23 protein-coding genes and 2 riboswitches are annotated in these 25,791 nt (G+C 70.9%); of the genes, 18 read left to right on the top strand and 5 right to left on the bottom strand.

Annotated elements, in window-relative coordinates; translation table 11 throughout:
- The first annotated feature begins 101 nt into the window (after positions 1 to 101).
- Positions 102 to 599: a YajQ family cyclic di-GMP-binding protein gene (locus tag D456_RS0109390; RefSeq protein ID WP_026115722.1), complete on the top strand. Its 498-nt coding sequence runs from the start codon at positions 102 to 104 to the stop codon at positions 597 to 599.
- A 419-nt stretch (positions 600 to 1,018) separates the two neighbouring features.
- On the opposite strand, the gene D456_RS0109385 is transcribed toward D456_RS0109390, so the two are convergent.
- A complete protein-coding gene (locus tag D456_RS0109385) occupies positions 1,019 to 1,879 on the bottom strand; it encodes a M48 family metalloprotease (protein ID WP_017575921.1) in 861 nt (286 codons plus the stop codon).
- A gap of 479 nt (positions 1,880 to 2,358) precedes the next feature.
- Here D456_RS0109385 and D456_RS0109380 point away from each other — a divergent pair, with 479 nt between their 5' ends.
- From D456_RS0109380 to D456_RS0109355, 6 genes are all read left to right on the top strand, one after another.
- A complete protein-coding gene (locus D456_RS0109380) occupies positions 2,359 to 4,209 on the top strand; it encodes a 2-oxoacid:acceptor oxidoreductase subunit alpha (protein ID WP_017575920.1) in 1,851 nt (616 codons plus the stop codon).
- Entirely contained in the window at positions 4,202 to 5,272 is a 1,071-nt protein-coding gene (locus D456_RS0109375) for a 2-oxoacid:ferredoxin oxidoreductase subunit beta (RefSeq protein WP_017575919.1), read from the top strand. The genes D456_RS0109380 and D456_RS0109375 overlap by 8 nt, the downstream gene beginning before the upstream one ends.
- Before the next feature lie 128 nt (positions 5,273 to 5,400).
- A complete protein-coding gene (locus D456_RS0109370; protein WP_017575918.1) occupies positions 5,401 to 6,072 on the top strand; it encodes an NAD(P)-binding oxidoreductase in 672 nt (223 codons plus the stop codon).
- Between the two features lie 171 nt (positions 6,073 to 6,243).
- Complete coding sequence (locus D456_RS0109365) at positions 6,244 to 6,798, top strand: hypothetical protein (protein ID WP_017575917.1); 555 nt, start codon at positions 6,244 to 6,246, stop codon at positions 6,796 to 6,798.
- A 310-nt stretch (positions 6,799 to 7,108) separates the two neighbouring features.
- Positions 7,109 to 7,321 (top strand): hypothetical protein, encoded by a 213-nt coding sequence (locus D456_RS0109360; protein ID WP_017575916.1) that lies wholly within the window; start codon positions 7,109 to 7,111, stop codon positions 7,319 to 7,321.
- A 79-nt stretch (positions 7,322 to 7,400) separates the two neighbouring features.
- Complete coding sequence (locus tag D456_RS0109355) at positions 7,401 to 7,613, top strand: hypothetical protein (protein WP_017575915.1); 213 nt, start codon at positions 7,401 to 7,403, stop codon at positions 7,611 to 7,613.
- Between the two features lie 90 nt (positions 7,614 to 7,703).
- On the opposite strand, the gene D456_RS0109350 is transcribed toward D456_RS0109355, so the two are convergent.
- Entirely contained in the window at positions 7,704 to 8,246 is a 543-nt protein-coding gene (locus D456_RS0109350; protein WP_017575914.1) for a GNAT family N-acetyltransferase, read from the bottom strand.
- A 196-nt stretch (positions 8,247 to 8,442) separates the two neighbouring features.
- On the opposite strand from D456_RS0109350, the gene D456_RS23915 reads away from it, so the two are divergent.
- Positions 8,443 to 9,108 (top strand): Uma2 family endonuclease, encoded by a 666-nt coding sequence (locus tag D456_RS23915; protein ID WP_017575913.1) that lies wholly within the window; start codon positions 8,443 to 8,445, stop codon positions 9,106 to 9,108.
- On the opposite strand, the gene D456_RS0109340 is transcribed toward D456_RS23915, so the two are convergent.
- Together D456_RS0109340 and D456_RS0109335 are read right to left on the bottom strand one after the other, a co-directional pair.
- Complete coding sequence (locus D456_RS0109340) at positions 9,090 to 9,773, bottom strand: response regulator (protein ID WP_017575912.1); 684 nt, start codon at positions 9,771 to 9,773, stop codon at positions 9,090 to 9,092. The genes D456_RS23915 and D456_RS0109340 overlap by 19 nt on opposite strands.
- The gene (locus D456_RS0109335; RefSeq protein ID WP_017575911.1) at positions 9,770 to 11,431 is read right to left on the bottom strand and encodes an ATP-binding protein; all 1,662 of its coding nucleotides are present in this window, start codon (positions 11,429 to 11,431) and stop codon (positions 9,770 to 9,772) included. The genes D456_RS0109340 and D456_RS0109335 overlap by 4 nt, the downstream gene beginning before the upstream one ends.
- Positions 11,432 to 11,646: 215 nt before the next feature.
- Here D456_RS0109335 and D456_RS0109330 point away from each other — a divergent pair, with 215 nt between their 5' ends.
- The 10 genes from D456_RS0109330 to D456_RS0109285 all read left to right on the top strand — a co-directional run bounded on the left by D456_RS0109330 (position 11,647) and on the right by D456_RS0109285 (position 23,429).
- Positions 11,647 to 12,639 (top strand): Bug family tripartite tricarboxylate transporter substrate binding protein, encoded by a 993-nt coding sequence (locus tag D456_RS0109330; RefSeq protein ID WP_017575910.1) that lies wholly within the window; start codon positions 11,647 to 11,649, stop codon positions 12,637 to 12,639.
- Positions 12,636 to 13,205: a tripartite tricarboxylate transporter TctB family protein gene (locus tag D456_RS0109325; protein ID WP_017575909.1), complete on the top strand. Its 570-nt coding sequence runs from the start codon at positions 12,636 to 12,638 to the stop codon at positions 13,203 to 13,205. Before D456_RS0109330 ends, D456_RS0109325 begins: the two co-directional genes overlap by 4 nt.
- Positions 13,205 to 14,755 (top strand): tripartite tricarboxylate transporter permease, encoded by a 1,551-nt coding sequence (locus tag D456_RS0109320; RefSeq protein WP_017575908.1) that lies wholly within the window; start codon positions 13,205 to 13,207, stop codon positions 14,753 to 14,755. The genes D456_RS0109325 and D456_RS0109320 overlap by 1 nt, the downstream gene beginning before the upstream one ends.
- Before the next feature lie 344 nt (positions 14,756 to 15,099).
- A complete protein-coding gene (locus D456_RS0109315) occupies positions 15,100 to 16,884 on the top strand; it encodes an ABC transporter ATP-binding protein (RefSeq protein WP_017575907.1) in 1,785 nt (594 codons plus the stop codon).
- Positions 16,881 to 18,704, top strand: a complete 1,824-nt coding sequence (locus D456_RS0109310) for an ABC transporter ATP-binding protein (protein ID WP_017575906.1) — start codon at positions 16,881 to 16,883, stop codon at positions 18,702 to 18,704. Before D456_RS0109315 ends, D456_RS0109310 begins: the two co-directional genes overlap by 4 nt.
- A 198-nt stretch (positions 18,705 to 18,902) precedes the next feature.
- A complete protein-coding gene (locus D456_RS0109305) occupies positions 18,903 to 19,142 on the top strand; it encodes a PLDc N-terminal domain-containing protein (protein ID WP_017575905.1) in 240 nt (79 codons plus the stop codon).
- Positions 19,143 to 19,230: 88 nt separating this feature from the next.
- A riboswitch (cobalamin riboswitch) is annotated at positions 19,231 to 19,434 on the top strand.
- Between the two features lie 53 nt (positions 19,435 to 19,487).
- Positions 19,488 to 20,480 (top strand): hypothetical protein, encoded by a 993-nt coding sequence (locus tag D456_RS0109300; RefSeq protein WP_017575904.1) that lies wholly within the window; start codon positions 19,488 to 19,490, stop codon positions 20,478 to 20,480.
- Complete coding sequence (locus D456_RS0109295; RefSeq protein ID WP_017575903.1) at positions 20,477 to 21,142, top strand: precorrin-8X methylmutase; 666 nt, start codon at positions 20,477 to 20,479, stop codon at positions 21,140 to 21,142. Before D456_RS0109300 ends, D456_RS0109295 begins: the two co-directional genes overlap by 4 nt.
- A complete protein-coding gene (locus tag D456_RS0109290) occupies positions 21,139 to 22,683 on the top strand; it encodes a precorrin-2 C(20)-methyltransferase (RefSeq protein WP_017575902.1) in 1,545 nt (514 codons plus the stop codon). Before D456_RS0109295 ends, D456_RS0109290 begins: the two co-directional genes overlap by 4 nt.
- Positions 22,680 to 23,429 (top strand): cobalt-precorrin-4/precorrin-4 C(11)-methyltransferase, encoded by a 750-nt coding sequence (locus tag D456_RS0109285; protein WP_017575901.1) that lies wholly within the window; start codon positions 22,680 to 22,682, stop codon positions 23,427 to 23,429. Before D456_RS0109290 ends, D456_RS0109285 begins: the two co-directional genes overlap by 4 nt.
- Before the next feature lie 940 nt (positions 23,430 to 24,369).
- Here D456_RS0109285 and cbiE read toward each other — a convergent pair.
- On the bottom strand, positions 24,370 to 25,602 hold the full coding sequence (gene cbiE, locus D456_RS0109280; RefSeq protein ID WP_017575900.1) for a precorrin-6y C5,15-methyltransferase (decarboxylating) subunit CbiE: 1,233 nt from the start codon (positions 25,600 to 25,602) through the stop codon (positions 24,370 to 24,372).
- A 63-nt stretch (positions 25,603 to 25,665) separates the two neighbouring features.
- A riboswitch (cobalamin riboswitch) is annotated at positions 25,666 to 25,776 on the top strand.
- Positions 25,777 to 25,791 lie beyond the last annotated feature (15 nt).

The following is a 25,791-nucleotide window of genomic DNA, read 5'->3' as shown; positions in this document are numbered from 1 at the left end:
TCGGATGCCGTGTGCCCGGGCCGCCCTCGGCCCGGCCGAACAGACCGCACGGGCGATCTCATACGCCCGTGACCGACGAGAGCGAGCGGGGTGTAGCGAGCGTGGCCGCCGAATCCAGTTTCGACGTGGTGTCCAAGGTCGACCACCAGGAGGTCGACAACGCCGTGAACCAGGCGGCCAAGGAGCTGTCCCAGCGGTTCGACTTCCGCGGCACCGGGACGACCGTCAGCCGCCAGGGGGACAGCGCCCTGGAGATCCGCAGCGGTACCGAGGAGCGCGCCAACGCGGCGCTGGACGTGCTCAAGGAGAAGCTGATCAAGCGGAAGCTGTCCCTGAAGATCCTGGACGTCCCGGACGAGCCCAAGCCCTCCGGCAAGGAGTACCGCCTCCAGATCGGGCTCAAGGAAGGCATTTCCACCGAGGACGCCAAGAAGATCTCCAAGTACATCCGCGATGAGGGCCCCAAGGGGGTCAAGGCCCAGGTCCAGGGCGACGAGCTGCGGGTGAGTTCGAAGAAGAAGGACGACCTGCAGACCGTCCAGACCCTGGTGAAGGAGAAGGACTTCGACCTGGCGCTCCAGTTCGTCAACTACCGTTGACGTCCTCCCCGTCGTGAACGACGGGGATTCCGCCCCGACCTGACGGGCGGGTGGTGCCCGCGCCTCGCGGCGCGGGCCGCTTCCTGTTTCACCGGGTCCTGCCGGCCGCTCAGGCGGCTGGTCCCACGGCCCCTCCGCAGGCGCTTTGCCTGTCGGCCCGCCGGCCGCCAGGACGACACGGGCCGCGTTCACGTCCCGATCGTGTGTGGTCCGGCACACCGGACCGGTGTGCTGCTCTCCTCCGTGCCAGGACCAGAAACGCCCGTCCTGGCACGGAAAGGCGTGGTGGCCAGGTCCGATTCACCTCCGGCCTGAAGGCCGGAGCACTCTCGAACAAGACGGGTAGGAGCGCGACGGCCCCACCGGGACACCGGGTCCGCGGGTCGCGATCCGCGGAGCCGACGTGTGCGCGGGCGGGTTCAGCCCAGCTCCCACTTGCGGCGCAGCCCCCACAGGCGTGCCACACGCTCCTGCACTGGCGGGTGGGCGGCGAACAACCGCCCCAGACCGTTCGGGAACGGGTTGGTGGTCATCATGTGCGCCGAGGCCAGCAGGACACGCCCCTTCGGTAACGGGAAATCGCGTGAGCCCTTCTCCAGGCGCAGCAGGGCGTCGGCGAGGGCCTCGGGGTCGCCGGTGAGCTCCGCGGCCCTCTCATCGGCTCTGAACTCCCGTCGGCGGCCGACCCCGAAGTGCACGACCACCGCTGCGAGCGGGGCCAGACACACCAGCATGAGCCCACCGAGGAGGTCGGGCACGTCGGTCTCCTCCGACTCCCCCAGCGGCAACAGCAGCGCCACCGTGGTCAGCGCCGTGATGGTCGCGGTGAGTGTGGCCGCCACCGAACTGATGAGGGTGTCGCGGGCCCGGATGTGGGCGAGTTCATGGGCGACGACCCCGCGCAGCCGGCGTTCGTCCAGAGAACGCAGCAGCCCGGTCGTACAGCACAGTGCCGCCCGGCGCGGGCTTCCTCCGGTGGCGAAGGCGTTGGGCGACCTGATGGGCGACAGGTACAGCTTGGGCATGGGTTGGCGGGCGGCCGTGGCCAGTTCCCGCACGATCCGGTACAGGTCCGGGCATTCGATCTCCCCGACGGGACGGGCCCTCATCGCACGCAGGGCGAGGGAGTTCCCGAACAGGTGGACCAGGACCGCCACACACACCATCAGGGCCCCCGCGAACTGGAGGCCCTGGGAACCCGCGGAGAACCACCCGACGGTCACGGCGAACACTCCGACACCGACGAAGAGGCCCACCGCACGGGCCGCGCTGACGTGCACGGCGTCCCCTCCCTGTTGCTCGTGGCCCCGTGGCCGGACTCGTTCGCGTACATGTGACGAACGTGCGGGTCCGCCCCTCGCGTTCCCCGTGTGGTGAGCTGTCCGCCACCCGGGCCGAACCCGCGGAAGTGGTCGGTGACAATGGCCACCCGGCCCGCCCCGGCCGCCGGTTCACCGCCTATAGTGCGACCGTGGCCCTCATCACTGTGAACATCAGACGGTCGGCGCGAGAAGTCGCTCCGGCGCACACACGGCTGTGTCGTTGAAGGCGGACCCCTTCACGCCCCGGCCGAGGCGAAGAACGAGCCGTACCGCGCTTCGCCGGGTTGGCGCACCCGGTGGGTGCGGGGGCCACGAACGCTGTCCCGACGTCCCCGACCACGACTCCCGGCCCGCGACGGAGCGGTCGGCCGGGGACTGACACCCGAGCGCCGCCGCCTGTCACGACCGGCGGACCACCAAGGAGGTCGTCGATCTCAGTGGCCAAACAGATCGAACAGTTGGATCGCGTCATCATCCGCTTCGCGGGTGACTCCGGCGACGGTATGCAGTTGACCGGCGACCGGTTCACCCAGGAGACCGCATCGTTCGGCAACGATCTGTCGACTCTGCCGAACTTCCCCGCGGAGATCCGCGCCCCCGCAGGCACTCTCCCCGGCGTGTCCAGCTTCCAGTTGCACTTCGCCGACCACGACATCATGACGCCGGGGGACTCCCCCGATGTCCTGGTCGCGATGAACCCTGCCGCCCTCAAGGCCAACATCGGTGACATCCCGAGGGGCGCCACGGTGATCGTCAACAGCGACGAGTTCACCCGGCGCAACCTGGCCAAGGTCCAGTACGAGGTCGATCCGACCACCGACGGGACCCTGGATGCCTTCAAGGTGAGCTCGGTCCCGCTGACGTCGATGACGGTGGAGGCGCTGTCCTCCTGCGACATCTCCAAGAAGGACGCCCAGCGCGCGAAGAACATGTTCGCCCTGGGGTTGCTGTCGTGGATGTACAACCGGCCGACCGAGGGCACGACTTCGTTCCTGAAGTCGAAGTTCGCCGGGAAGCCCGCCATCCTCGACGCCAACCTCAAGGCGTTCCAGGCGGGGTGGAACTTCGGTGAGACCACCGAGGACTTCGCCGTCTCCTACGAGATCAAGCCGGCCCGGCTGCCTTCGGGCACCTACCGCAACATCACCGGCAACCTGGCGACGGCCTACGGGCTCATCGCCGGGTCGACACGGTCCGGGCTGCCGCTCTTCCTTGGTTCCTACCCGATCACCCCGGCCTCGGACGTCCTGCACGAGCTGTCCAAGCACAAGCGGTTCGGGGTCCGCACGTTCCAGGCCGAGGACGAGATCGCGGGGGTGGGCGCGGCCCTGGGCGCGTCCTTCGGCGGTTCTCTGGGTGTCACCACCACCTCCGGGCCCGGCATGGTGCTCAAGCAGGAGACCGTGGGTCTGGCGGTGATGACCGAGCTGCCGCTGCTCATCGTGGACGTGCAGCGTGCCGGCCCCAGCACCGGCATGCCCACCAAGACCGAGCAGACCGACCTGCTCATGGCCATGTTCGGCCGCAACGGCGAGTCCCCCGTGCCGGTCGTGGCACCGCAGTCCCCGGCCGACTGCTTCGACGCCGCCCTGGAGGCCACCCGGATCGCGGTGACCTACCGCACGCCCGTGGTGCTGATGTCCGACGGGTATCTGGCCAACGGGTCCGAGCCCTGGCGGCTGCCGGACGTGGACGACCTGCCGACCATCGATCCCGGGTTCGCCACCGAGCCCAACGGCGAGGACGAGCGTTACCTGCCCTACAAGCGCGACACCGAGACGCTGGCCCGCCCGTGGGCGGTGCCGGGTACCCCCGGGCTGGAGCACCGGCTCGGCGGGATCGAGAAGCACTCCGAGACCGGTGACATCTCCTACACCCCGGCCAACCACGACCTCATGGTGCGCACCCGCCAGGGCAAGATCGACGCGATCGCCCGGGACGTCGCGCCCGTCGAGGTCGACGACCCCACGGGCGACGCCGACGTGCTCGTCCTGGGCTGGGGCGGCACCTACGGGGCCATCACGGCAGGTGTGCGGCGCGTGCGGCGTTCGGGTGCCAAGGTGGCCCAGGCCCATCTGCGCCACCTCAACCCGTTCCCGGAGAACCTGGGCGAGGTCCTCAAGAGCTACGACCGGGTCGTGGTCCCGGAGATCAACCTGGGGCAGCTGTCGATGCTGCTGCGCTCGCGATTCCTGGTCGATGTCATCGGTTACAACAAGGTCCGCGGTCTGCCCTTCAAGGCCGAGGAACTGGCGGACGCGCTGCGGGAGGTCATCGAGCGTGACTAGTGCAAACCTCAACGGGAACGACGAGGGCACCTTGGCAGGGCTGAAGCTCGTCCCCTCCACGGACACCCAGTACAAGGCGAAGGACTTCAAGTCCGACCAGGACGTGCGCTGGTGCCCCGGTTGCGGGGACTACGCGGTCCTGGCGGCGTTCCAGTCCTTCCTCCCCCAGTTGGGGGTCCCGCGCGAGAACATCGTGATGGTCTCGGGCATCGGCTGCTCCTCGCGGTTCCCCTACTACCTGAGCACCTACGGCATGCACTCCATCCACGGACGTGCGCCGGCGATCGCGACCGGACTGGCGACGAGCCGCCAGGACCTGTCGGTGTGGGTGATCACCGGTGACGGGGACGGGTTGTCCATCGGCGGCAACCACCTCATCCACGCGCTGCGCCGCAACGTCAACATCAACGTGCTGCTGTTCAACAACCGCATCTACGGGTTGACCAAGGGCCAGTACTCGCCCACCTCCGAGGCGGGCAAGGTCACCAAGTCCTCGCCGGTGGGTTCGCTGGACCAGCCGTTCAACCCGGTGTCGTTGGCGCTGGGCGCGGAGGCCTCGTTCGTGGCGCGCACCGTCGACTCCGACCGCAAGCACCTGACGTCGGTGCTGCGTGAGGCCGCCGACCACCCGGGCGCCTCGTTCGTGGAGATCTACCAGAACTGCCCGATCTTCAACGACGACGCGTTCACGCCGCTCAAGGACCCGGCGGCACGCGAGACCCGGCTGCTGCGCATGGAGCACGGCGAGCCGCTCATGCTCGGTGAGGACCGGGGTGTGTTCGCGGGAGAGCTCGGGGGCCTGGAGGTCGCCGAGGTCACCGACACCAACCGCGACCGGGTGATCCGGCACGACGCGCACCGTACCGACCCGGGCTACGCGTTCGCGTTGTCGCGGCTGGATCTGCCGGCCTTCGAACACGTCCCGGTGGGCGTGTTCCGGAATGTGCGGCGTCCGGTCTACGACGAGCTGGTCAACGAACAGGTCTCCGACGCGCGCTCAGAGCGCGGTGAGGGCGAGCTGGCCTCGCTCCTCGCCGGCGGTGACACCTGGACCGTGGACTGATCTGCCATGGCGACGGCGGGCGGGGACGCGGTGCGTCGCCGCCCGCCGTTCCCGTTCGCGGGTGGAGCGTGCGGCGCCGTCCCGGTGCGGAACGGACAGGAGGGCTCCACAGGCAATACGCTGCTCCCATGCGTATCGTCATCGCCGGGGGGCACGGCAAGATCGCCCTGCGTCTGGCCCAGCAGCTGTCCGACCGCGGGGACCAGCCGGTCGCCCTCGTCCGCAACCCCGACCATGTCAGTGACGTCGAGGAGGTCGGCGCCGAGGCCGCCCTCATCGACCTGGAGAAGGCCACGGTCACCGAGCTGTCCGAGAAGCTCATGAACGCTGACGCCCTGGTGTTCGCGGCGGGTGCCGGCCCGGGCAGCGGGGCCGAGCGCAAGGAGACCGTGGACCACAAGGCCGCGGTGCTGTGCGCCGACGCCGCCTCGCTCGCGGGGGTGCGCCGTTTCGTGCAGATCTCCGCGATCGGGGTCGACGACCCGGTTCCGGAGGGCACCGAGCCGGTCTGGGCGGCCTACGTCGAGGCCAAGCGCGCCGCCGACGCCGACCTGCGTGAGCGCACCCTGGAGCTGGACTGGACGATCCTGCGTCCGGGCCGGCTCACCGACGAGCCCGGTACCGGTGTGGTCGACCTGGGTGAAGGGGTGTCCCGCGACTCGGTGAGCCGGGAGGACGTCGCCGCTGTGGTCGTCGCGCTTCTGGACGAACCGGGTACGGCCGGCAGGGTTCTCAACCTTGTGAACGGTGCGACACCGGTCGTGGAGGCCGTCGGTGAGCAGAGCGAGGGCTCCCGCTGACCGATCCGGGTCCCGGGCTCCGTCCCGATGTTCCGGTTCCGTGTGGCCAGACGGCCCGGCGGGGGCATCATGGGTGGAGTCCGGCGAGTTCCGCACCCCCTGGACGCGGCGGCCGGGCCTGCCGATCCGACAGGGACGTCGCGCTCCTACGAGAGCAGATGGGTAATTTTAATGAGCGTCACACAGGTCGTGCGGGACAGCACGGTCGTCGAGCACGCCAAGGTCGCGGCGCAGCAGAAGCGGCGAATGTTCGTCGTTCAGCTCGACGTCAACGCCTACGACGAAGCGGGCAGCAAGCTGCGGCCGGGCCTGACCCGCATCCTGGAGGGCATCGAGGAGGCCGGCTGGAAGCTGGACATCGTCTCCCCCAGTGAGTCGCCGGAGGGCGGCGCCGAGCGTCTGTTCCTCTTCCGCCCCGAGGTCTCGACCGGTTCCGGGCAGGAGCAGCAGGCACCGCAGCAGCATGCTCCGCAGGAGTTCTCGGGCCAGCAGCCCGCCTACCAGTACCCCACCGGCGCCCAGCAGCAGCCGGACCCCTACGCCGGGTACCCGCAGCAGGGCTACGGCCAGCAGTATCCGCCCCACTACCCCGGCTACGACCCGAACCAGTACCCGGGCTACGACCCCAATCAGTATCCCGGTTACGACCCCAACCAGTACCCGGGGTACGGGCAGCAGCCCGGCTACGGGCAGCAGTACCCGGGGTACGGTCAGCAGGGTTGGTGATCCGGCTTTTCCGGTGACCCAGGCTTCTCGGGCCCTTCCGCACCGCGGAGGGGCCCTTTTTTGCCCGGAAACAGGCGGGACACCCGTTTCCGATACATTCGCCCGGTGGACTCAGTAGCCATTCTTTCGGTTGCACAACAAGGGGCGCCGCCAAGCTTCGACATGTCCGCCATACCGGACGCAAGACAGAGGAAAGACCGAGGAAACTCGGGGCTTCCCCGGAAAAACACTCCAAGCACGTGGCCAACTACGTTAGGTTAATTCCGGCGGCTACAGCCACCATGTTTTGAACTTCCGAAAGGCAAGAAGAATGTCCCGAATTGCCAAGGTTTCCGGCTTCGTCCTGGCCACCGGCCTCGCCTTCGGTGCCCTCTCCGGCACCGCCGCGGCCGACAACAACGCCGACATGCAGAACGTGACGATCCCCGTCTGCCTGGACGTCCTCAAGGCCTCCGGCGCCAGCGCCAGTGGCTGCAACGTCGTGGACATCAACGACAACGACGGCATCACGGTCGAGGACTAGGACCACAGCCGCACAGTCTTCGGGGCCGCGTGCTCCGGAGGATCCCGTAACTCATCCTGCGATCGACAAGGACCACACCATGAAGCGCATCATCACCGCGACCGGATTCGTTCTCGCCACCGGCCTGGCTCTGGGCGCCATGGCCGGACCCGCGTCGGCCGACAACAACGCCGACGTCCAGAACATCACGGTCCCGATCTGCGCCGACGTCATCAGTTTCTCGGGCATCAGCGCCGAGGGCTGCAACGTCGTCGACTCCAGCGACATCGACGGCATCAGCGTCGAGGACTAGGAGTCTTCGTCCTGCTGTGAGCAGGATCTGTGCGGGAGCGACACGGGGCGCGGTCCGGGGCCGCGTCCCGTTCTCCGTGTCCGGGGCCCTTCATCGCAGCCGGCACGGCTCGCCGGGGACCCCCTCCACAGGGTCGGTGGCCAGACGGGCGTGCGCCCCGGTGTCGTAACGGCGGTCGCCGTAGCGGAGTTTGGCACGCTCCACCCCCTCGGGACGGAACCCCGCACGACGGGCCGCCAGGCACGAACCCGGATTGTCCAGACGGTGCCCCATCTCCAGCCGGAACAGACCCAGCCGGGAGAAGGCGAGATCGCTGATCAAGCGCGCTCCCGCGGTCGCGACCCCGCGCCCGCGCGCGGCCCGGTGGGTCCAGTAGGAGACCCATCCCCACCCGTGGCGTTGGCTGGTCACCGCGACCTGGACGTGCCCCATCGGCAGCCCTCCGTCCTCCTCCACGACCGCGAAACCGTGCACGTCGCGGCCGACCACGAGTTCGGCCCGGTGGGCGATCCACTCCAGGGCCTGCCCCCGTGTGCCGGGGACCCGGGACTCCTGCAGGGCCAGCTCCGGATCGGTGAAGGCGTCCACGAGCCGGTCGGCGTCGCCGGCTTCCCACGCACGCAGTCGGTACATGTCCTTCCTCCTGCCCCACCGACGACACGGGCACGCGGGACCCTCCCCACGTCGATGATCCAGTCTGCCGGACCGGCCGGGGATGCCGTGACCCCGACCGATCTCGTTCCCGCCCACCGGGGAACGACCTTGTGAAACCGGCCGGTAACCGGGGGTCCGCGTTGAATACCGGCTCACATGCAAGCGAGGAGGCAGTATGTCTGTCATGAGCATCCGGCACACGCACACACCGGATCGGCCCCTGACCGTGGACGACCTGGAACACACACCGGACGACGGCCGCCGCTACGAGCTGACCGGCGGGAGGCTTGACGTGTCTCCCGCACCCAAACCCCTCCACACACGGATCGCCTACCGACTCGGCTTCCACCTGGGCCTGTGCGCCCCTGAAGGGCTGGAGATCGGGGAGGGGCCGGGGATCACTCTCTCACCGAGCACTCACCGCATCCCGGACCTCGCGGTCTTCGGCCAAGGACCACCGGGGGAGGGCTACTACACGGCCCCGCCGGTACTTGCCGTCGAGGTCGTCTCGCCCGAGAGCGTTCTGCCCGACCACCACGACAAACGCCGCGAGTACGCCGAATTCGGCATCGGGTCCTGCTGGATCATCCAGCCCCAGCCGGACAAACTCGGCCTCATGGAGCTGCGGCTCGTGGACGGCCAGTACCAGGAAACGGCCCAGGTCCACGGTGAGGACGTCTTCGAGACCGAGGTGCCCTTCCCGGTCCGCCTCGTCCCGCAGTGGCTCGTCGCCGACGGCCACCTGGCACAAGCACATCGGCGGCGCCGCGGGCGAGGAGGGTCGACCGCGCCCGGGCATTCGGGCCCGGGCGAACCGTCGGCTCAGGGGACCCAGCGGTAGAGGTGCTCCGGGCGGCCGGCGCTGCCGTAACGCAACCGCAGCTCGGCACGGCCGTCCGCGCACAGGTGCTCCAGGTACCGCCGGGCCGTCACCCGTGAGACACCGGCGCGTTCGGCCACCTCCGAGGCCGATGCCTCGCCCTCCGCGGCACGCAGGACCCCCGAGACCAGGTCGACGGTGGCCTTGGTCAGCCCCTTGGGCAGGGATTTGGCGGCGGGCGGGCGCAGCAGGCCGAAGAGGCGGTCCACGTCCTGCTGAGTGGCCTCACCACGCACCGACATCCGGTCGCGTGCGACGGCGTAACGCTCCAACTGGTCACGTAGCGCGCTGAGCGGGAACGGTTTGAGCAGGTAGTGCACTGCTCCGCCGTGCAGGGCCGAGCGTACTTGGGCGATCTCGCGCACCGCCGTGATCATGAGGAAGTCCGTCCGGTGGTCCGGGTCCTCCTCCGACGAACGCAGCGCCCGCACCACCGACAGCCCCGAGGCGTCCGGCAGGTGCAGGTCGAGCAGGACCAGGTCGGGGTGGTGCCCGCGGATCTGGGTCAACGCCTCGGCGGCGGTGTGGGCCACCCCCACCACCACGAACGCGGGCAGGGTCTCCACGAGCTCCTGGTGGTTGCGAGCCACCCGCACGTCGTCGTCGACGACCAGTACACGGATCACGGGGCGGCCGCCGCAGGGCTCATGGGCAGGCAGGCGGTGAACACCGCACCCTCCTCCGCGTCGGGGGCCTCCATCTCCACACTTCCGCCCCTGTTCTCGCACACCTGTTTCACCAGCGCCAACCCCAGGCCACGGGTACCGCTGTTCCGGGAGGCCTTCGTGGTGAACCCGAACCGGAAGATCTCCTCGGTGACGTCGTCGGCGATCCCGTGCCCGGAGTCGATCACCCGGATCTCCAGCAGGTCGTGCGGAAGCCCGTCCCCGTCCTCGGTGTGCAGGCGCACCAGCAGCTCCACCCATTCGTCGGGGCCGACGGCGTCCAGGGCGTTGTCGACCAGGTTGCCGAGGACGAGCAGGGCGTCCGAGCGGGCCTCGGGATCCAGTGGACGGGGCACGTCTGTCAGTGGGGACAACCGCAGGTCGGCGCCCTGTTCGGAGGCCTGAGCGGATTTGGCCAGGGCGAGCGCTGCCAGGGCGGGGTCGTGGATGTGCTCGGCCACGCCGCTGCTGGCTCGGGTGTGCGAGGCGGTCAGGTCGGCGAGGTAGTCCCGCGCTTCCTCGTGCTCGCCGAGTTCGAGGAGTCCGGCGACGGTGTGCACCCGGTTGGCGAACTCGTGGGTCTGGGCGCGCAGTCCGCGGGTCACGGTGCGGGCCCCGTCGAGCTCCCCGGTCAGGCGGTCGAGTTCGGTACGGTCGCGCAGGGTCACGACAGCACCCGCGTCACGGCCCCGGATCCGCACCGGCATGCGGTTGGCGACCAGGATCCGCCCGCCCACGAGGAGGATCCGGTCCTCGCCCGGGTCGGCACCGGTGATCACGTCGCTCACCCGTTCCGACAGGTCGAGGGTGTCCAGGTGGAGTCCCTCGGCGTCCTCGGGCAGGCCCAGCAGGTCGCGCACGGGCGGGTTGGCGAGCACGACCCGGCCGCCCCCGTCGACACCGAGAACCCCCTCGCGGACCGCGTAGATCAGGGCTTCGCGCCCCTCCAGCAACGCTGTGATCTGGGCCGGTTCCAGGCCGTGGGTCTTGGTGCGTACCTGCCGGGAGAGCGCCCAGGCCCCGAGCACCCCCAGAAGCAGCACCAGTGCGCTGGTGCCCAGGATCGCGGGCACGGCGTCCCGTGCCTCGGAGGTCGCGTCGTCGGCGAGGATGCCCAGGGACACGTAACCGACGACCTCTCCTTCGGCATCGCCCCCGTGCCGCGAACCGCCCTCGGCGAAGACGGGGATCTTGGCGCGCACTGTGCGCCCCTGGGTCCCGTCCTGCACACCGGTCCATTCCTGTCCCTCGGCCGCGGGGCCGGGCGGGGTCGAGACCTTCCGTCCGATGCGCTCCTTGTCCGGATGTGTGTACCGGGTGCCGTCGGGTGAGGCGATGACGATGAAGTCCGCACCCGTCGAGGCGGAGATGCGGTCGGCCAACGGGTCCAGGGTCCGCGTCGGATCCGGTGTCTGCACCCCCTCCACGACCTCGGGCAGCACGGCGACGGACCTGGCCACGGTCAATACCCGCTCGGTGTACTGGCGGTCGGTCTCCCGGTCGTAGTGGAACGCCCACAGCGTGCCCACGACGGCCAGGGCCACGACCAGGAGGAGGACGTAGCCGATGAACAGGGAGCCGGTGAGCGAGAGGCGGCCACGGTCGGCGAACGTGGTCATGCGGTCTCCCTCGGGCGACGGGGTGGAAGTGCGCCGAGCAGGACCGGTGCCCATTTCGGGGCGTACACGAACAATACGAACAATACGACTCCAGTTTTAACAATCTCTTCATCTCACTGTGCCGCCGACCACACTGTGGCGTGTGTCTCCCGGCCGTGTGGCCGGGACTGCGTTGTGAGGGCCCGTTCCTGCCGGGCCGAGATGAAGGAGACGACATGCGCGACCGCGGCGTGCTGTTCCCGGTGCTCGGGGGCGTCTGTGCCCTCGTGCTCGTGGGGACGGCACTGTTCGACGTGCGCCAGAGCGCGGCCTCCGGCAGCGACCAACAGGAAAAACTCCTGCTGATCGCGCCGGCGGCACCCGGCGGCGGCTGGGACGCACAGGCCCGGGAGATGCAGAACGGGCTGCGCGAGGAAGAGATGAGGTACAACGTCGAGGTCCGCAACGCCGACGGCGCGGGCGGCACCATCGGCCTGTCCCAGACCGTCAACCGCACCGGCCAGGACAACGTGCTCACCATGACCGGGCTGGGCATGGTCGGTGCGGTGGAGACCACCGGTTCCCCCTACACGATGGAGGACGCCACCCCCATCGCCCAGGTCGCCTCCGAGTACCTGGCCGTGGTCGTACCCGCAGACTCCCCCCACGAGGACCTCGACGATCTCTCCGAGGACTGGCGCGAGCGTGCGGACACCCTCCCGGTCGCCGGCGGGTCCATGGGCGGGGTCGACCAGATCTTCGCTGCTCGTGTGGCCCGGGCCATGGACCTCGAACCCGGCGGGATCAACTACCTGCCGTACGCGGGCGGCGGTGAGGTACTGACCTCGCTGCTGTCGGGCACCTCCGAGGTCGGTTTCGGGACCTTGGGCGACTTCTCCGGCCAGATCGAGGACGGCGGTCCCCTGCGGGCGATCGCGATCTCCTCCCCCGAGCGGCTGGAGGGCGTGGACGTGCCCACGATCAACGAACAGGGCTACGACCTGGAGATGTCGAACTGGCGCGGTGTCATCGCCCCGCCCGGCCTCAGCGAGGAGGAGAGCACACGGCTGGAGGAGCTGGTGTCCGAGCTGGTCACCACCGACACCTGGGCCGACACCCTCGAACGCAACCGGTGGACCGACACCCACCAGGACCGCGAGGAGTTCGAGGCCTTCCTCGACGAAGAGGTCACCATGACCCGGGAAACCGTAGAGGAGTTGGGACTGTGACGGCCCACGACGACCCGGCCGAGACGGATGCGGCCGAAGGCCCCCGGCCACCCGAGCAGGAGGCCTCCCAGGCGGCTGATCCCGCCCCCGAGGCGGTGCTGTGGACCGGAGCGAGCTCCTGGATCGTTCCCGGTTTCGTCGCCGTGCTCGGCCTCATCGCCGTCTGGGGCGGCCTGACCCTGGAGACGCCGCCCAACGCCACCCGTCCCGGCCCCGGAGCGTTCCCGCTGGCCATCGGCGTCCTGCTGCTGATCACGGCCGTCTGTATGGCTGTGGTCAACGTGCGCGACCGCGGGCGTGCGGGGACGTCGGGGCCGGCGTGGTTCGAGGCTCGCCCGGTCCTGATCGTGCTCGCCGGTGTGGCCGTGCACACGGCGCTGCTGGAGATCCTCGGCTGGCTGATCGCGGGCGCACTGCTGTTCTGGATCGTGGCCTACGCGTTCGGCGCCCGCGCGTACCTGCGTGACGCGGTCGTGGCGCTGTCGATCTCGGCGGCCGTGCAGGTCGGCTTCTCACTCGGGCTCGGCCTCGCCCTGCCCGGCGGTTTCCTGGGGACGGTGCTCTGATGGACACGCTGTACCAGCTCATGGACGGGTTGGCGACCGCGCTGACCCCGCAGAACCTGCTGTGGGCCTTCCTCGGTGTGCTCCTGGGCACCGCCGTGGGTGTTCTGCCCGGTATGGGTTCGGCGATGGCGGTCGCGTTGCTGCTGCCCGTGACCTTCCGGATGGACCCGACCGGAGCCTTCATCCTCTTCGCCGGCGTGTACTACGGGGGGATGTTCGGCGGGGCGACCACCTCGATCCTGCTCAACACCCCCGGGCAGGCCTCCTCCATCGCCACCACGTACGAAGGCCACAAGATGGCGCTGGCGGGCAGGGCCGCGCAGGCGCTGGGCACCGCCGTGATCGGCTCGTTCGTGGCCAGCCTCGTCGGGACCCTGGTGGTGGCGCTGTTCGCCCCCGTCATGGTCTCGTTCGCGCTGAACTTCGGGCCGGGCGAGTACTTCGCGCTGACCGTGTTCTCGTTCGTGGCCGTGGCCGCCGTGGTGGCCGGTTCGGTACTGCGCGGGGTGACCTCCCTGCTGATCGGGCTGGCGATCGGGCTCGTCGGTATCGACGCCCAGAGCGGGACCGCACGCTTCGACTTCGGGTCCGCGACCCTGCTCGACGGCATCGACATCGTCATCGTCACCGTGGGCCTGCTCGCACTCGGTGAGGTGCTGTACGTGGCGGCGCGGGGCAGCTCCGCCGTGGACTTCTCCACGATCCGCGCCGGGCGCCCCTGGCTGAATCGCCGGGAGTTCCGCCGGTCCTGGAAACCCTGGCTGCGCGGCACCGCGCTGGGCAGTACCTTCGGTGTGATCCCCGGCAGCGGCGCGGAGATCCCCACGTTCCTGTCGCTGGGGGCCGAGCGCCGCCTCGCTGCCCGCCGTGCCGCGCGCAAGGGTGAGCAGAACGAGTTCGGCAAGGGCGCCATCGAGGGCGTGGCCGGGCCCGAGGCAGCCAACAACTCCAGTGCCGCGGGCACGATGGTGCCGCTGCTGGGGCTGGGTCTGCCGACGTCGGCGACGGCCGCGATCATGCTGGCGGCGTTCCAGCAGTACGGGTTGCAGCCGGGCCCGGTGCTCTTCGAACGCGACGCCGACCTGGTGTGGACCCTACTGGCCAGCCTGCTCATCGGGAGCGTGCTGCTGCTGGTGATCAACCTGCCGTTCGCTCCGTTGTGGGCCAAACTCCTGAAACTGCCCAAGCCGTACCTGTACGCGGGCATCACGCTGTTCTCGGTGCTGGCGGTCTATGCCATCAACACCTCGGTGCTGCACCTGGTGATCCTGGCCGTGATCGCGGTGCTGGGGTTGGGTATGCGTAGCTTCGGGCTTCCCGTGGCTCCCGCGCTCATCGGTGTGGTGCTGGGGCCGATCGCGGAGTCCGAGTTCCGGCGGGCGCTCGCCGCCTCCTCCGGGGACCCGGCGATCCTGTTCGACAGCGGGATCTCGCTGGCCCTGTACGGGTTGGTGCTGGTCGCCGCGGTGGTTCCGGTGCTGGCTCACCTGCGACGGCGACGTGCGGCACGCCGCGGCGCGGGCGAGGCGGACCGCGAGTCCGCACTCTGAGGCAGGGCGCCGGTTCCGAGCGCCTGATGCCCGACCGTTGACGGTCCCCGGACCCGCGTGCGGTCCGGGGCTCGGTCTTTCCCGTACGTCTGCGTCGGCGCGCTGCGCTCGCCCAGGGCGTGTGACCGGTAGTGGACAGAACCCGGGTGCGTCGGCACCGGCGCTGGTAGGCAGGGGCGACCTTCTTCCCCCGAGGACGAGGAGTCGCCATGGGGCCAACGCACGTGTCCGAGACGCCGGAGGCGCACGCAGCGCGGAACTCGCCGAGATCGCATGCACCGGGGCCGACCCGGACGCTGCGCACACTCGCGCGGATCCTGGGAAGACTCCGGGACGCAGGGCCGGTGCCGGCGGTGGCTCTGGTGGCGGTCCGGCTGATGGAACGCCTGGTCACACCGGTCACCGCGGTCGCGCTGGCCACGCTCGTGGGAGCCCTCACCGGAGCAGGCGACGGCGGCACGGTCATCACGGCGGCCCTGCTCCCTCTGGCCTTCCTGGCGCTGGTGATGCTCGCGGGACACCTGGGTGATGCGGCGGCCGAACCGTTGGAGTACCTGGTCGCCTCGCGCATCGACGGCGCGCACCGCGACCGGGTGGCGCAGATGGTGCGCGCACCGTCCGAGGTGGGCAGGTTGGAGGCCCCGGAGACGCAGGCACTGATCCGGCAGGTGCGCGCAGACCCCGAGCACGGTGTGGAGACCACCCCGGGCGACGGGACGACGGCGGCCGTGCGGGTGGCCGCCGGGCTGGCGGGCGTGGCCGTCACGTGCGCGGTGCTGGCGTCGTTCGTGTGGTGGCTGGTTCCGATCGTGCTGGTTCCGGCGCTGGTCACGGTGGTGCTGCGGTACCGGCTCGCGGTGACGGGCGCGGCGACGTGGGTGTCGGCGATCGGCGGGGAGCAGCACGTGGACGTGTGGCGGCGCGCGAACGTGTCGGCGTCCGAGGGCAAGGACATCCGGGTGTTCGGGCTGCGGGACTGGATGGTCGACCGGATGCAGTCCCGGCTCCGGGAGGCCAACGCCCCGCTGTGGCGGCACTGGGAGCACCGGCTCCGTGTCGAGTGGCTGATGTCCATTCTGGTGCTGGTGGGGCTGATCCCGGCTTACCTGCTGGTGACACAGGGGGCACTGGTCGGGACGGCGACGGTGGCGACGCAGACCGCTGTGCTGGCGGCGGGCGCCACCCTGTTCCAGCTGCTCGGCAACGGGTGGGACCTGTACCAACTGGCCGGAGCGGGGCGGGACCTGCGCGCGACGGACCGGCTGGCGGCACGGATCGGCCGAGCGGACCCTGTTCCCGCTCAACGCGCGGGCGCGCCTGGGGCGTCCATCGGGGAGGTGCGGTTCGAGGGCGTCGGGTTCCGGTACCCGGGCTCGGAACGCATGGTGGTGGAGGACGTCGACCTGACGGTGCGTCCGGGCGAGCTCCTCGCGATCGTCGGGCTCAACGGCGCGGGGAAGTCCACGCTCATCAAGCTGCTGTGCGGGCTCCACCGCCCCACGCACGGGCGCATCACCGTCGACGGCACGGACCTCTCCGCGCTGGATTCGGGGCAGTGGCGGGCGCGGTTGTCGGTGATCTTCCAGGAGTTCGACCGGTACCCGCTGTCGGTGCGCGAGAACGTGGCCCTGGGGCGCGGCGGGTCCGGGACGGTCGATGAGGACCTGGAGCACGTGGCCCGCACGTCCGGGCTCGCCGACGTCGTGGCGGGTTTGCCGGCGGGCTGGGACACCCCGCTCTCGCGCGGGCGCTCCGGCGGGGTGGACCTGTCCGGGGGCCAGTGGCAGCAGGTGGCGTTGGCCCGCGCGCTGTACGGGATCCGGACCGGGGCGCGGTTCCTGGTGGCGGACGAGCCCACCGCGCACCTGGACGTGCGGACCGAGTTCCGGCTCTTCGAACGGCTGATGGACCAGCGCGACGGGGCGGGGATCGTGCTCATCTCACACCGGCTTTCGACGGTGCGCCGGGCCGACCGGATCGTGCTGCTCGACGGCGGCCGCATCACGGAGGAAGGCACCCACGCCGAGTTGATGGCGTTGCGGGGCACGTACGCGGAGCTGTTCGAGATGCAGGCGGCGCGGTTCCGGTCCGGCGGCGCCTCCGACGAGGGCGGGGGTGACCGGGCATGACACGGCCGATCCCGACTCCGGTGTGGCGCCGGCTCCCGGCCCTGTGGTGGGAGGTCCTGACCCTGTCGTGGCGGTGCACCCCCGGGCTGACGGTGTTGGCGCTGCTGGTCCTGGCGCTGTCGGTCGTGGCGGTCCCCGCGGTGGCGCTGACCCTGCGCGCGACGGTGGACGCGACGGCGGCGGGCGCTTCCGGGGTGGCGCTGGCCTGCGCGGTGGGTGTGGCGGTCGCGCACGCGCTCACGTCGACGTTCCAGACCGTGACCGGGGAGGTCATCACGACCGTCGCCGACCGCACGGGGCGCATGGGCGTGCATCCCCGCGTGCACCGCGCCATCGCGTCGGTTCCGGGGATCGCCCACCTGGAACGCGGCGACGTGCTCGACCGGGTCGACATCGTGCGGCGCGGAACCGGGCAGATCGGCCGCAGTGTCTGGAACGTGCTGCTGTCCGCCTCCCATGTGCTCAAACTCCTGGTCACGGTGGTCCTGCTGGGCGCGGTGCATCCGTTGTTGCTGTCGCTGATCCCGTTGGCGGCCGTGCCCCTGTGGGCCCACCGCCGCGGCCAGGTGCTCGTCCGGCGGGCGGAGGTGGAGGGCGCCGAGAATCACCGCCTGCAGCAGGACCTGTTCGAGACGGTCGCGGGTGTGACCGGCGGCGGGGAGGCCCGGGTGAGCGGGGCGGACACGCGGCTGGACCGGTTGCGGGGCGAGGCGTGGCGGGCGACCGAGCGGGTGCGGTTCCGGGCCCGGGCACGGGCTGCGGTGTGGACTTTCGCGGGGTGGCTGGTGTTCGTGTCGGCTTTCGCCGGGGGTATCGCGGTGGTGATCGTGCAGGCCGCCCAGGGCACGGGGACCGTCGGGGACCTGGTGTTGACCGTGATGCTGGCGGTGAGCCTGGGGCAGACGGTGCGCGGAACGGTGACCGCGACGGCGGAGACGGCCGGGGCCCGCAGGGTCGTGGAGCCGTACTTGTGGTTGCGCGGTCATGTCGCCGGCGAGCTCGCGCGTGAAGGTTGCACCGAGGAACCGCCGCGGTCCCTGACCGAGGGGTTGGCCCTGGACCGTGTCTCCTTCACCTACCCGGGCACCGAACGGCCGGCGTTGGACGGGATCTCGGCTCACCTGCCCGCGGGGTCGGTCATCGCGGTCGTTGGTGAGTACGGTTCGGGCAAGACGACTCTGGTCAAGTTGCTGCTGGGCCTGTACCGGCCGGACGCGGGCACAGTGCGGGTGGAAGGCCGCGATCTGGCCGACATGTCCACGGAAGGGTGGCGGTCGCGGTGCAGCGCCGCGTTCCAGGACTTCGGACGGTTCGAGGTGACCTTCGGGGAGACCGTCGGGCTCGGTGACCTGGACCGTATCGGGGACCCCGATGCCGTGGCACGGGCGGTACGTGAGGCCGACGCGGAGGAGATCGCCGCCGGGCTGCCCGAGGGTGTGCACACCCAGTTGGGACGTCGGCTGGGTGGCGTGGAACTCTCGGAGGGGCAGTGGCAGCGTGCGGCCCTGGCACGGGCGTCGATGCGGCGCGACCCTCTGTTGTTCGTGCTCGACGAGCCGACGGCCTCCCTCGATGCGCCGAGCGAGGAGGCGATCTTCCGGCGGTACATGGAGCGGGCCCGGGCCCACGCACGCGGGACGGGCACGGTCACCGTGGTCGTCTCGCACCGCTTCTCTACGGTGGCCGGAGCGGACCTGGTGTTGGTCATGGAGCGCGGGCGGCTCGTGGAAACGGGCACCCACGCGGAGCTGGTCGCAGTCGGCGGGCGGTACGCGCGGCTGTACGGGCTCCAGGAGCGGGCGTACACGGCCGGAACCTGAGGCGGTGGAGGGCCGGGTGGCGCCGGGCGGAGCACCGACGAAAGTCGGGGGCGGGTCCCACGAATGCCTGGTCCGGAACGGCCCTCCCCCCACCTTGGGCGGTGTCGCTTTCCGTTCCGCGGGGGGAGGCCGCAGCGGGTGCGGCGCTCCTAGCGTGAGGAGTGTTCGTCACAAGACCTCCACCAGGAACGGAACCCCATGTCCCTGCTGATGCTGAGCGACCCTGCCACCTACGAGTTCCTGATCCCGGCCGCGTTGGTGGTCGGTTCCCTGCTGTTGGGCCTGGCGGTGGTCGTCTTCATCGTCGTCGCCTTCTTCAGCGCCCTGTTCGCCCGGATCGATCTGGGGATGAAGATCCTCTGGATCGTCCTCATCTTCATCGCGCCCTTCATCGGCGCCCTGCTGTGGTTCATCATCGGACGCCCGCGTGCGGGGTGAGGCCCGCACCCCCCGGGGCGGGATCCCCTGTGCCGTACGGCGACGGGAGCTGACCCGACCCCTCCCCGACCTGGCGCACGAGATACCCGATATCCTCGTCGGGCCAGTCGAACTCCACCTCGTGGAGCAGGGAACCCGGTGCGAATCCGGGACTGACGCGCAGCGGTGAGGACGACGAGCGGACACGTCCCGGTGGGAAATCCGGGACGGCCACTGGGGCCGCGGCCCCGGGAAGGCGTTCCGTACCCGGTCGACCCCGAGTCCGAAGACCTGCTGGCGCTGGCGGTATCCACCGTCAGGTCGACCGCGGGCCACGCGTAGGAGCCCCTGACACGAAGGACGCCCATGCCGCCGACGGCCAGGCCGGAGCCGGATCGCACCGCCACGGACCGCCGCGCTCCGGATCACCGCGATTCGGTCCCCTCCGCCCAGGAGAGCCACGGCACGGGCCCCCGAACCCGGCGCGACCGTTGCCCCGGAGCGCTACGCCCCTGGCCGGCCGACGACGGTCTCCTGGTTCGGCTCCGTCTCATCGGCGGTCGCCTGCCCACGGACGCTCTGTCCGATTTGTGTGGGATCGCGGAACGGTACGGCGACGGCCGGGTCCACGTCACCGTCCGGGCCAACCTCCAGCTGCGCGCCCTCCCGGGTCAGGAGGGCGGCCTCGCACCGGAGGTCGCCGACGCGCTCCGATCCACGGGCCTGCTGCCCTCGCTCACACACGAGCTGGTGCGCAACGTCATGGTCTCCCCGGGATCGGGGCTCTGGGGCGGACGGGCCGACCTGCGTCCCGTGTCCGCCGAGCTCGACCGGCTCCTGTGTTCGTCCCCGCACCGCGCGGCGCTTCCGGGCCGTTTCCTCTTCGTGTTGGACGACGGCCGCGGTGACTTGACCGAGCGCAGCTGCGACCTGGGACTGACCGCCCTCGACCCGGACCGGGCCCAGCTCCGGGTCGGGGACCGCTGGGGCCCGGTGACCGCGCTCGACGAGGCGCCCGAGGCCCTGGCCTCGCTCACCGACCGGTTCCTGGAACGCCGCGGCGAGGGCCCTGCCGCCGCATGGCACGTCACCGAACTCCCGGGTCCGCTCACCGGGCTCGGACCACCCGATCCGCGATTGCCTCCTCCCGCGTGCCCGCTCCCGTACGGCCCCGTGCCCGGGGGCGGCCGACACGTCCCCGTCCCCGACAGCGGCCTGGACCGCCCCGCCATCGACGCTCTGGCCGAGGAGGCCCGATCCGCAGGCCACGGCACGCTCATCGTGACCCCGTGGCGTGGAGTCCTCGTCCCCGGTGTCCCCGACCCCGACCCTGTCCCCGACCCCGGAGGTGGACCTTGACGTCCCCGCGCCGACCGGACCGGCACTACGACTACATCGACGACGGTCCCGCGATCTACACCGACTCCTTCGCCACGATCCGGCGGGAGGCCTCGCTCGGGCACCTGCCGCCGGACGCCGAACGGCTCGCGGTCCGCATGATCCACGGCACCGGCCAGGTGGACCTCGCCGGAGACCTGGCCGTCCACCCCGGGCTGGTCACGGCGGCCCGGGAGGCCCTGCGCTCCGGCGCCCCGATCCTGTGCGACGCGGGCATGGTCGCGGCCGGGGTCACCCGTGCGCGCCTTCCCGCCGACAACGAGGTGCGGTGTCTGCTGTCCGATCCCCGGGTGCCCGACCTCGCCCGGGAGTGGGGCACCACCCGCTCGGCGGCCGCCGTCTCCCTGTGGGAACCAGTGCTCGAAGGGGCCGTGGTGGCCGTGGGCAACGCGCCCACCGCCCTGTTCCACCTGCTGGAGATGTTGATCGACGGAGCACCGCGCCCGGCCGCGATCGTCGGCTGCCCGGTCGGTTTCATCGGCGCCGCGGAGTCCAAACAGGCGCTGACGGAACTGGCCGGCCGGCACGGCGTCGACGTGCCCTACGTGACCGCCCTCGGCCGTCGTGGAGGTTCCGCGATGACCTCGTCGGCCCTGAACGCACTTGCCAAGGAGGAAGAGTGACCGGCCGTTTCCACGGGGTCGGCGTCGGCCCCGGCGATCCCGAACTCATCACGCTCAAGGCCGCCCGGCTCATTTCCGAGGCCGACGTGGTCGCCTACCACGCGGGTGCGGGCAAGAGCTCCAACGCCCGCCGTATCGCCGCCGACCTCATCCCGGGCACGGCGATCGAGGAGAAACTCACCTACCCGGTGACGACCGGCACGACCGACCACCCGGGCGGGTACACGGGTGCGCTCTCCGACTTCTACGCGGACTCCGCCCGCCGTTTGGCCGAGCACCTGGACGCCGGCCGGAACGTCGTGCTGCTCTCCGAGGGCGATCCGCTCTTCTACGGCTCGTACATGTACATGCACGACCGGCTCGCGGAACGGTACCCGACCGGGATCGTTCCGGGGATCCCCGCGTTCACCGCCGCCACTTCGGCCGCGGAGTCACCGCTGGCCCGGCAGACCGACGTACTCACGGTACTGCCGGGGACCCTGCCCGAACCTGAGCTGGCCCGGCGCCTGGCCGAGACCGACGCAGCGGTGATCATGAAACTGGGGCGCACGTTCCCCGCGGTCCGGCGTGCCCTGGAGGCCGCCGGGCGCCTGGAGCACGCGGTCTACGTGGAACGCGCGTCGATGACGGAGGAACGACAGCTGCCGGTCGCGGAGGTCGACCCGACGACGGTCCCCTACTTCTCGGTGATCCTGGTGACCGGGGACAGCCGGAACGGGACCCGGTCCCGCACATCGGGCGGGGACGTGGCAGCCGGCGGGAGCGGGACGGAACTCTTCGAGCCGATCACCTCGACCGCCGAGCTCCTGGTCGTCGGTCTGGGCCCGGGCCCGGACCGCTGGCTCACCGCCGAGGCGTCCACCGCACTGGCCGAGGTCGACCACGTGGTGGGGTACGGCCCCTACGTCGACCGGGTCCCGCAACGGGCCGGGCTGACCCGGCACGCCTCCGGCAACACCGTGGAACTCGACCGTGCCCGCCTCGCGCTCGACCTGGCGCGCAAGGGCGAGCGGGTCGCGGTGGTCTCCGGAGGGGACGCGGGTGTCTTCGGTATGGCCACGGCCGTGTTCGAGGCTGCGGAGGACCCCGTGTACAGGGACGTGCCGGTGCGGGTGCTGCCCGGGATGAGCGCCGTTCAGGCCGTGGCCGCGCGTGCGGGTGCCCCGGTCGGCGGGGACTTCGCGGTGATGAGCCTGTCGGACCGGCTCAAGCCGTGGGAGGTGATCGAACGCCGGTTGCGTGCGGTGTCCGAGGCCGACCTGGCGCTGGCGGTCTACAATCCGGCCTCCCGTTCGCGGACCGAGCAGATCGCGACCGCACGCCGGGTCCTGTTGGAGCACCGGGAGCCGGGGACACCGGTGGTCGTGGGCCGGAGCGTGGGGCGCGAGAACGAGTCCCTGGAAGTGACGACATTGGCCGAGTTGGACCCTGCGACGGTGGACATGCGCTGCCTGCTGATCGTCGGTGCGAGCGGGACCAGGCTCTCCGGGGCCGGACGTGTGTGGACCCCGAGGTGGGTGGAAAGCCGGGTGGGAGCGTGACCGTGCACTTCGTGGGCTCCGGCCCCGGAAGCGCCGACCTGTTGACGGTACGTGCCACCCGCATGCTCGCCGCGGCGGACGTGGTCCTCTACCCGGGTACGTACCTCGATCCGGAGGTCCTGGACCACTGTGCGCCCGGGGCCGAACTGGTCGACACACAGGGGCTGGACCTGGACCGCATCACCGAGCGCCTGGTCTCCGCGCACGCCGAGGGTCTGGACACCGTACGGCTCACGTCCGGGGACCCGTCCGTTTATTCGGCGCTCTCGGAACAGACCCGCCGACTCGACGCGCGCGGGATCCCGTGGGACGTCACCCCGGGTGTGCCCGCCTACGCGGCCGCGTCGGCGCTGGTGGGGCGGGAACTGACCGTGCCGTTGGTGGCGCAGTCGGTGGTGCTGACCCGGACCCGGTCGCGGTCGAGCGCGATGCCGGACACCGAAACGTTGGAGGCCTTCGCTGCGACCCGGGCCACGCTGGTGCTGCACTTGGCGATCCGGCGGGTGCGTGAGCTCATGGAGAGGATCGAACCGGAGTACGGCGCGGACTGCCCGGTCGTGGTCGCACACCGGGTGGGCGGCCCGGAGGAGGCAGTGCTGCACGGCACCGTGGGCGATATCGCCGACGCCGTGGAGGAGGCCGGGTTCCGGCAGGCGGCGGTGGTCCTGGTGGGACGCGCGTTGACCCCCGGGGCCGGGGGCGAGTCGTTCCTGTACGACCCCGATCGGCCCCGCGACGGGGGTTGAGGCTCAGCCCCAGCGCACGTACACGGTGCTGGGTCTCCCCGGCCATAAGAAACCCGGACGCTCAACCACACAAAGGGCTCAGCCCCAGCGCAGGTGCACGGTGCAGGGTCTCCCCTCCCCGCAGGAGACAGGTTTGCTCGGCCACAGTCGGCGCGCGGTGCGTCGCCCCTTTGGCCGAAGGCCCCCTACGCGCGTTCCGCGCGGTGGTCTCCCGAGCCCTCCTTACGCGGTCTCTGGACGCCCGGAGCCCCTCGACCCCCAACGCACGGGGGACGCGTGAGCCCGCGCCTTGCCCTTGAGCTCGGCCGGGGCAAGGCCCCTCCCCGCAGGAGGGGGAGAAGGCGCGTACAGAGCCGCGCGTCAGGGGGTGTGGACCCCGGCCACAGACAAGGCCCGGCCCCAGGAGCGGGGCACGGGGCCGCAGACGTAAAACCACGAACACACGCTGGAAAGAAGAAGAGTCTGAAGGGAGGGAGACCTTGCACCGTGCAGGTGCGCTGGGGCTCGGCTCTTCGTGTGGTTGAGCGCGGACACCCCCTTGGGGCGGGGGCCTGTTTCTGTCTCTTCCCTTTCCTTGGGGGGAGGGGGGCCTTCCCCCGGTTGAGCCCAAAGACACGGTGCGGGCTCACGCGCTTCTGTGCCCACATGGCTGGTGGGCTCCGGGCGTCCAGAGACCGCGTAAGGATGGCATGTGAGGCCACCGCGTGGTACGCGCGGAGACTCCGGGGTTTCTGTGGCACCGGGGGCGCGCACCCCGCGATGACTGTGGCTGAGCAGGCCTGTCTCCCGTGGGAAGGGGAGACCCAGCACCGTGCACCTGCCCTGGGGCTCGGCCCTTCACGTGGCTGAGCAGACCTGTTTCTTGTGGCGAGGAGGTCTTGCTCCGCGCACGTGCGCTGGGGCCCAGCCCCTCACGCGGCTGAGCGGACCTGTTCTCTGTTCACCGCACCAGCGACCACTGCGTGACGGTGCGGGCCGGGCTCCAACCGGTGAACGTCCCGATCGGCGCGGTGGTCTCCACGGCGATCCGGGTCAGTTCCCCGCCGTGTTCCCGGTAGGCGTCGGCGAGCAGGTGCTCGGTCTCCAGGGTCACCCCGTGGACGACGATGCGTCCGCCCGGCCGCAGCGCGTCCAGGCACGCCTCGAGCACGCCCGGGCGGGTCGCTCCCCCGCCGATGAAGATCGCGTCGGGGGTCGGCAGACCGTCCAGGGCCTGCGGGGCCCGGCCGTGCACCACCTCCAACCCGGGCACGCCGAGCATCCCGGCGTTGCGCCCGATCCGCTCAGCGCGTTCGGCGCCGGACTCGACCGCCGTGGCGGTGCAGGACGAGTGGGCCCGCATCCATTCGACACCGACCGACCCGGCACCCGCGCCCACGTCCCACAGGTGCTCCCCCGGGGAGGGTGCCAAGCGGGCCAGGGCCGAGACCCGCAGGTCGCGTTTGGTCAGTTGTCCGTCGTGTTCGAACGCGTCGTCGGGAAGGCCGGGGAACAAGCCGTACCCGGCCGTGTCGACCGTCTCCAGGGCCAGCACGTGCAGGGCCGGGACCTCGGCCGGGGGCGTCGCACACCAGGTGTCTGCGGTGCCCTCCAGGCGTGACTCGGCCGTCGAACCCAGGTCGGCGAGCACGGTCATCCGGCAGGCGGGGTGGTCGGCCCCGGTCAGCAGGGCGGCGACCTGCCCGGGGGTCTGCGGCCCCGAGGACAGCACCAGCAGACGCCGGTCAGGACCCAGATGGCGCAGTACCGAACGGGGGTCGCGTCCGACCAGGCTCACCACGGTGCACCGTTCCGCCGGCCAGTTCATGCGGGCGCGGGCCAGCGCAACCGAGGACACGGCCGGTTCCACCCGCACCGCGTCGGCCCCGAGCAGGTCGACGAGCGTGGTGCCGATACCGGAGACGAACGGGTCCCCGGAGGCGAGCGCGACGACGGTGCCGTCCCCGAGCGAGGACAGCAGGTCCGGCAGCCCTTCCCGCAGGGGTGAGGGCCAGGGTTCCCGTCGTTGCCCGGGCCGGTCCGGGAGCATGGCCAGGTGCCGGTGTCCGCCCAGGACCGTGTCCGCGTCCGACAGGAGCCGGCGTGCAGGTTCGGGGAGCCCGTCCCAGCCTTCGGCACCGACCCCGAGAACGGTGATCCGGGGCTGAAGTGGAGGGCGCTTGTCGACCGTCATGAGCGTGACGCTATCGTGGCGGGAACAGGCACGAGGTGCCCCGGGACCCCAACCGTCGGAAACGGCGGCTACGGCGACCGGGGAGAATCTGGGAAGCCGGTGAGAGTCCGGCACAGGCCCGCTGCGGTGAATCGGGCCCCGTTCGAGGGGACCCGACAAGTCCGAAGACCGGCCTCGCGCCCGCCCTCC

Origin of the sequence: Nocardiopsis kunsanensis DSM 44524, assembly GCF_000340965.1 — a bacterium.
Lineage (GTDB): Bacteria > Actinomycetota > Actinomycetes > Streptosporangiales > Streptosporangiaceae > Nocardiopsis > Nocardiopsis kunsanensis.
This window is presented reverse-complemented; position numbering and strand designations above follow the sequence as displayed.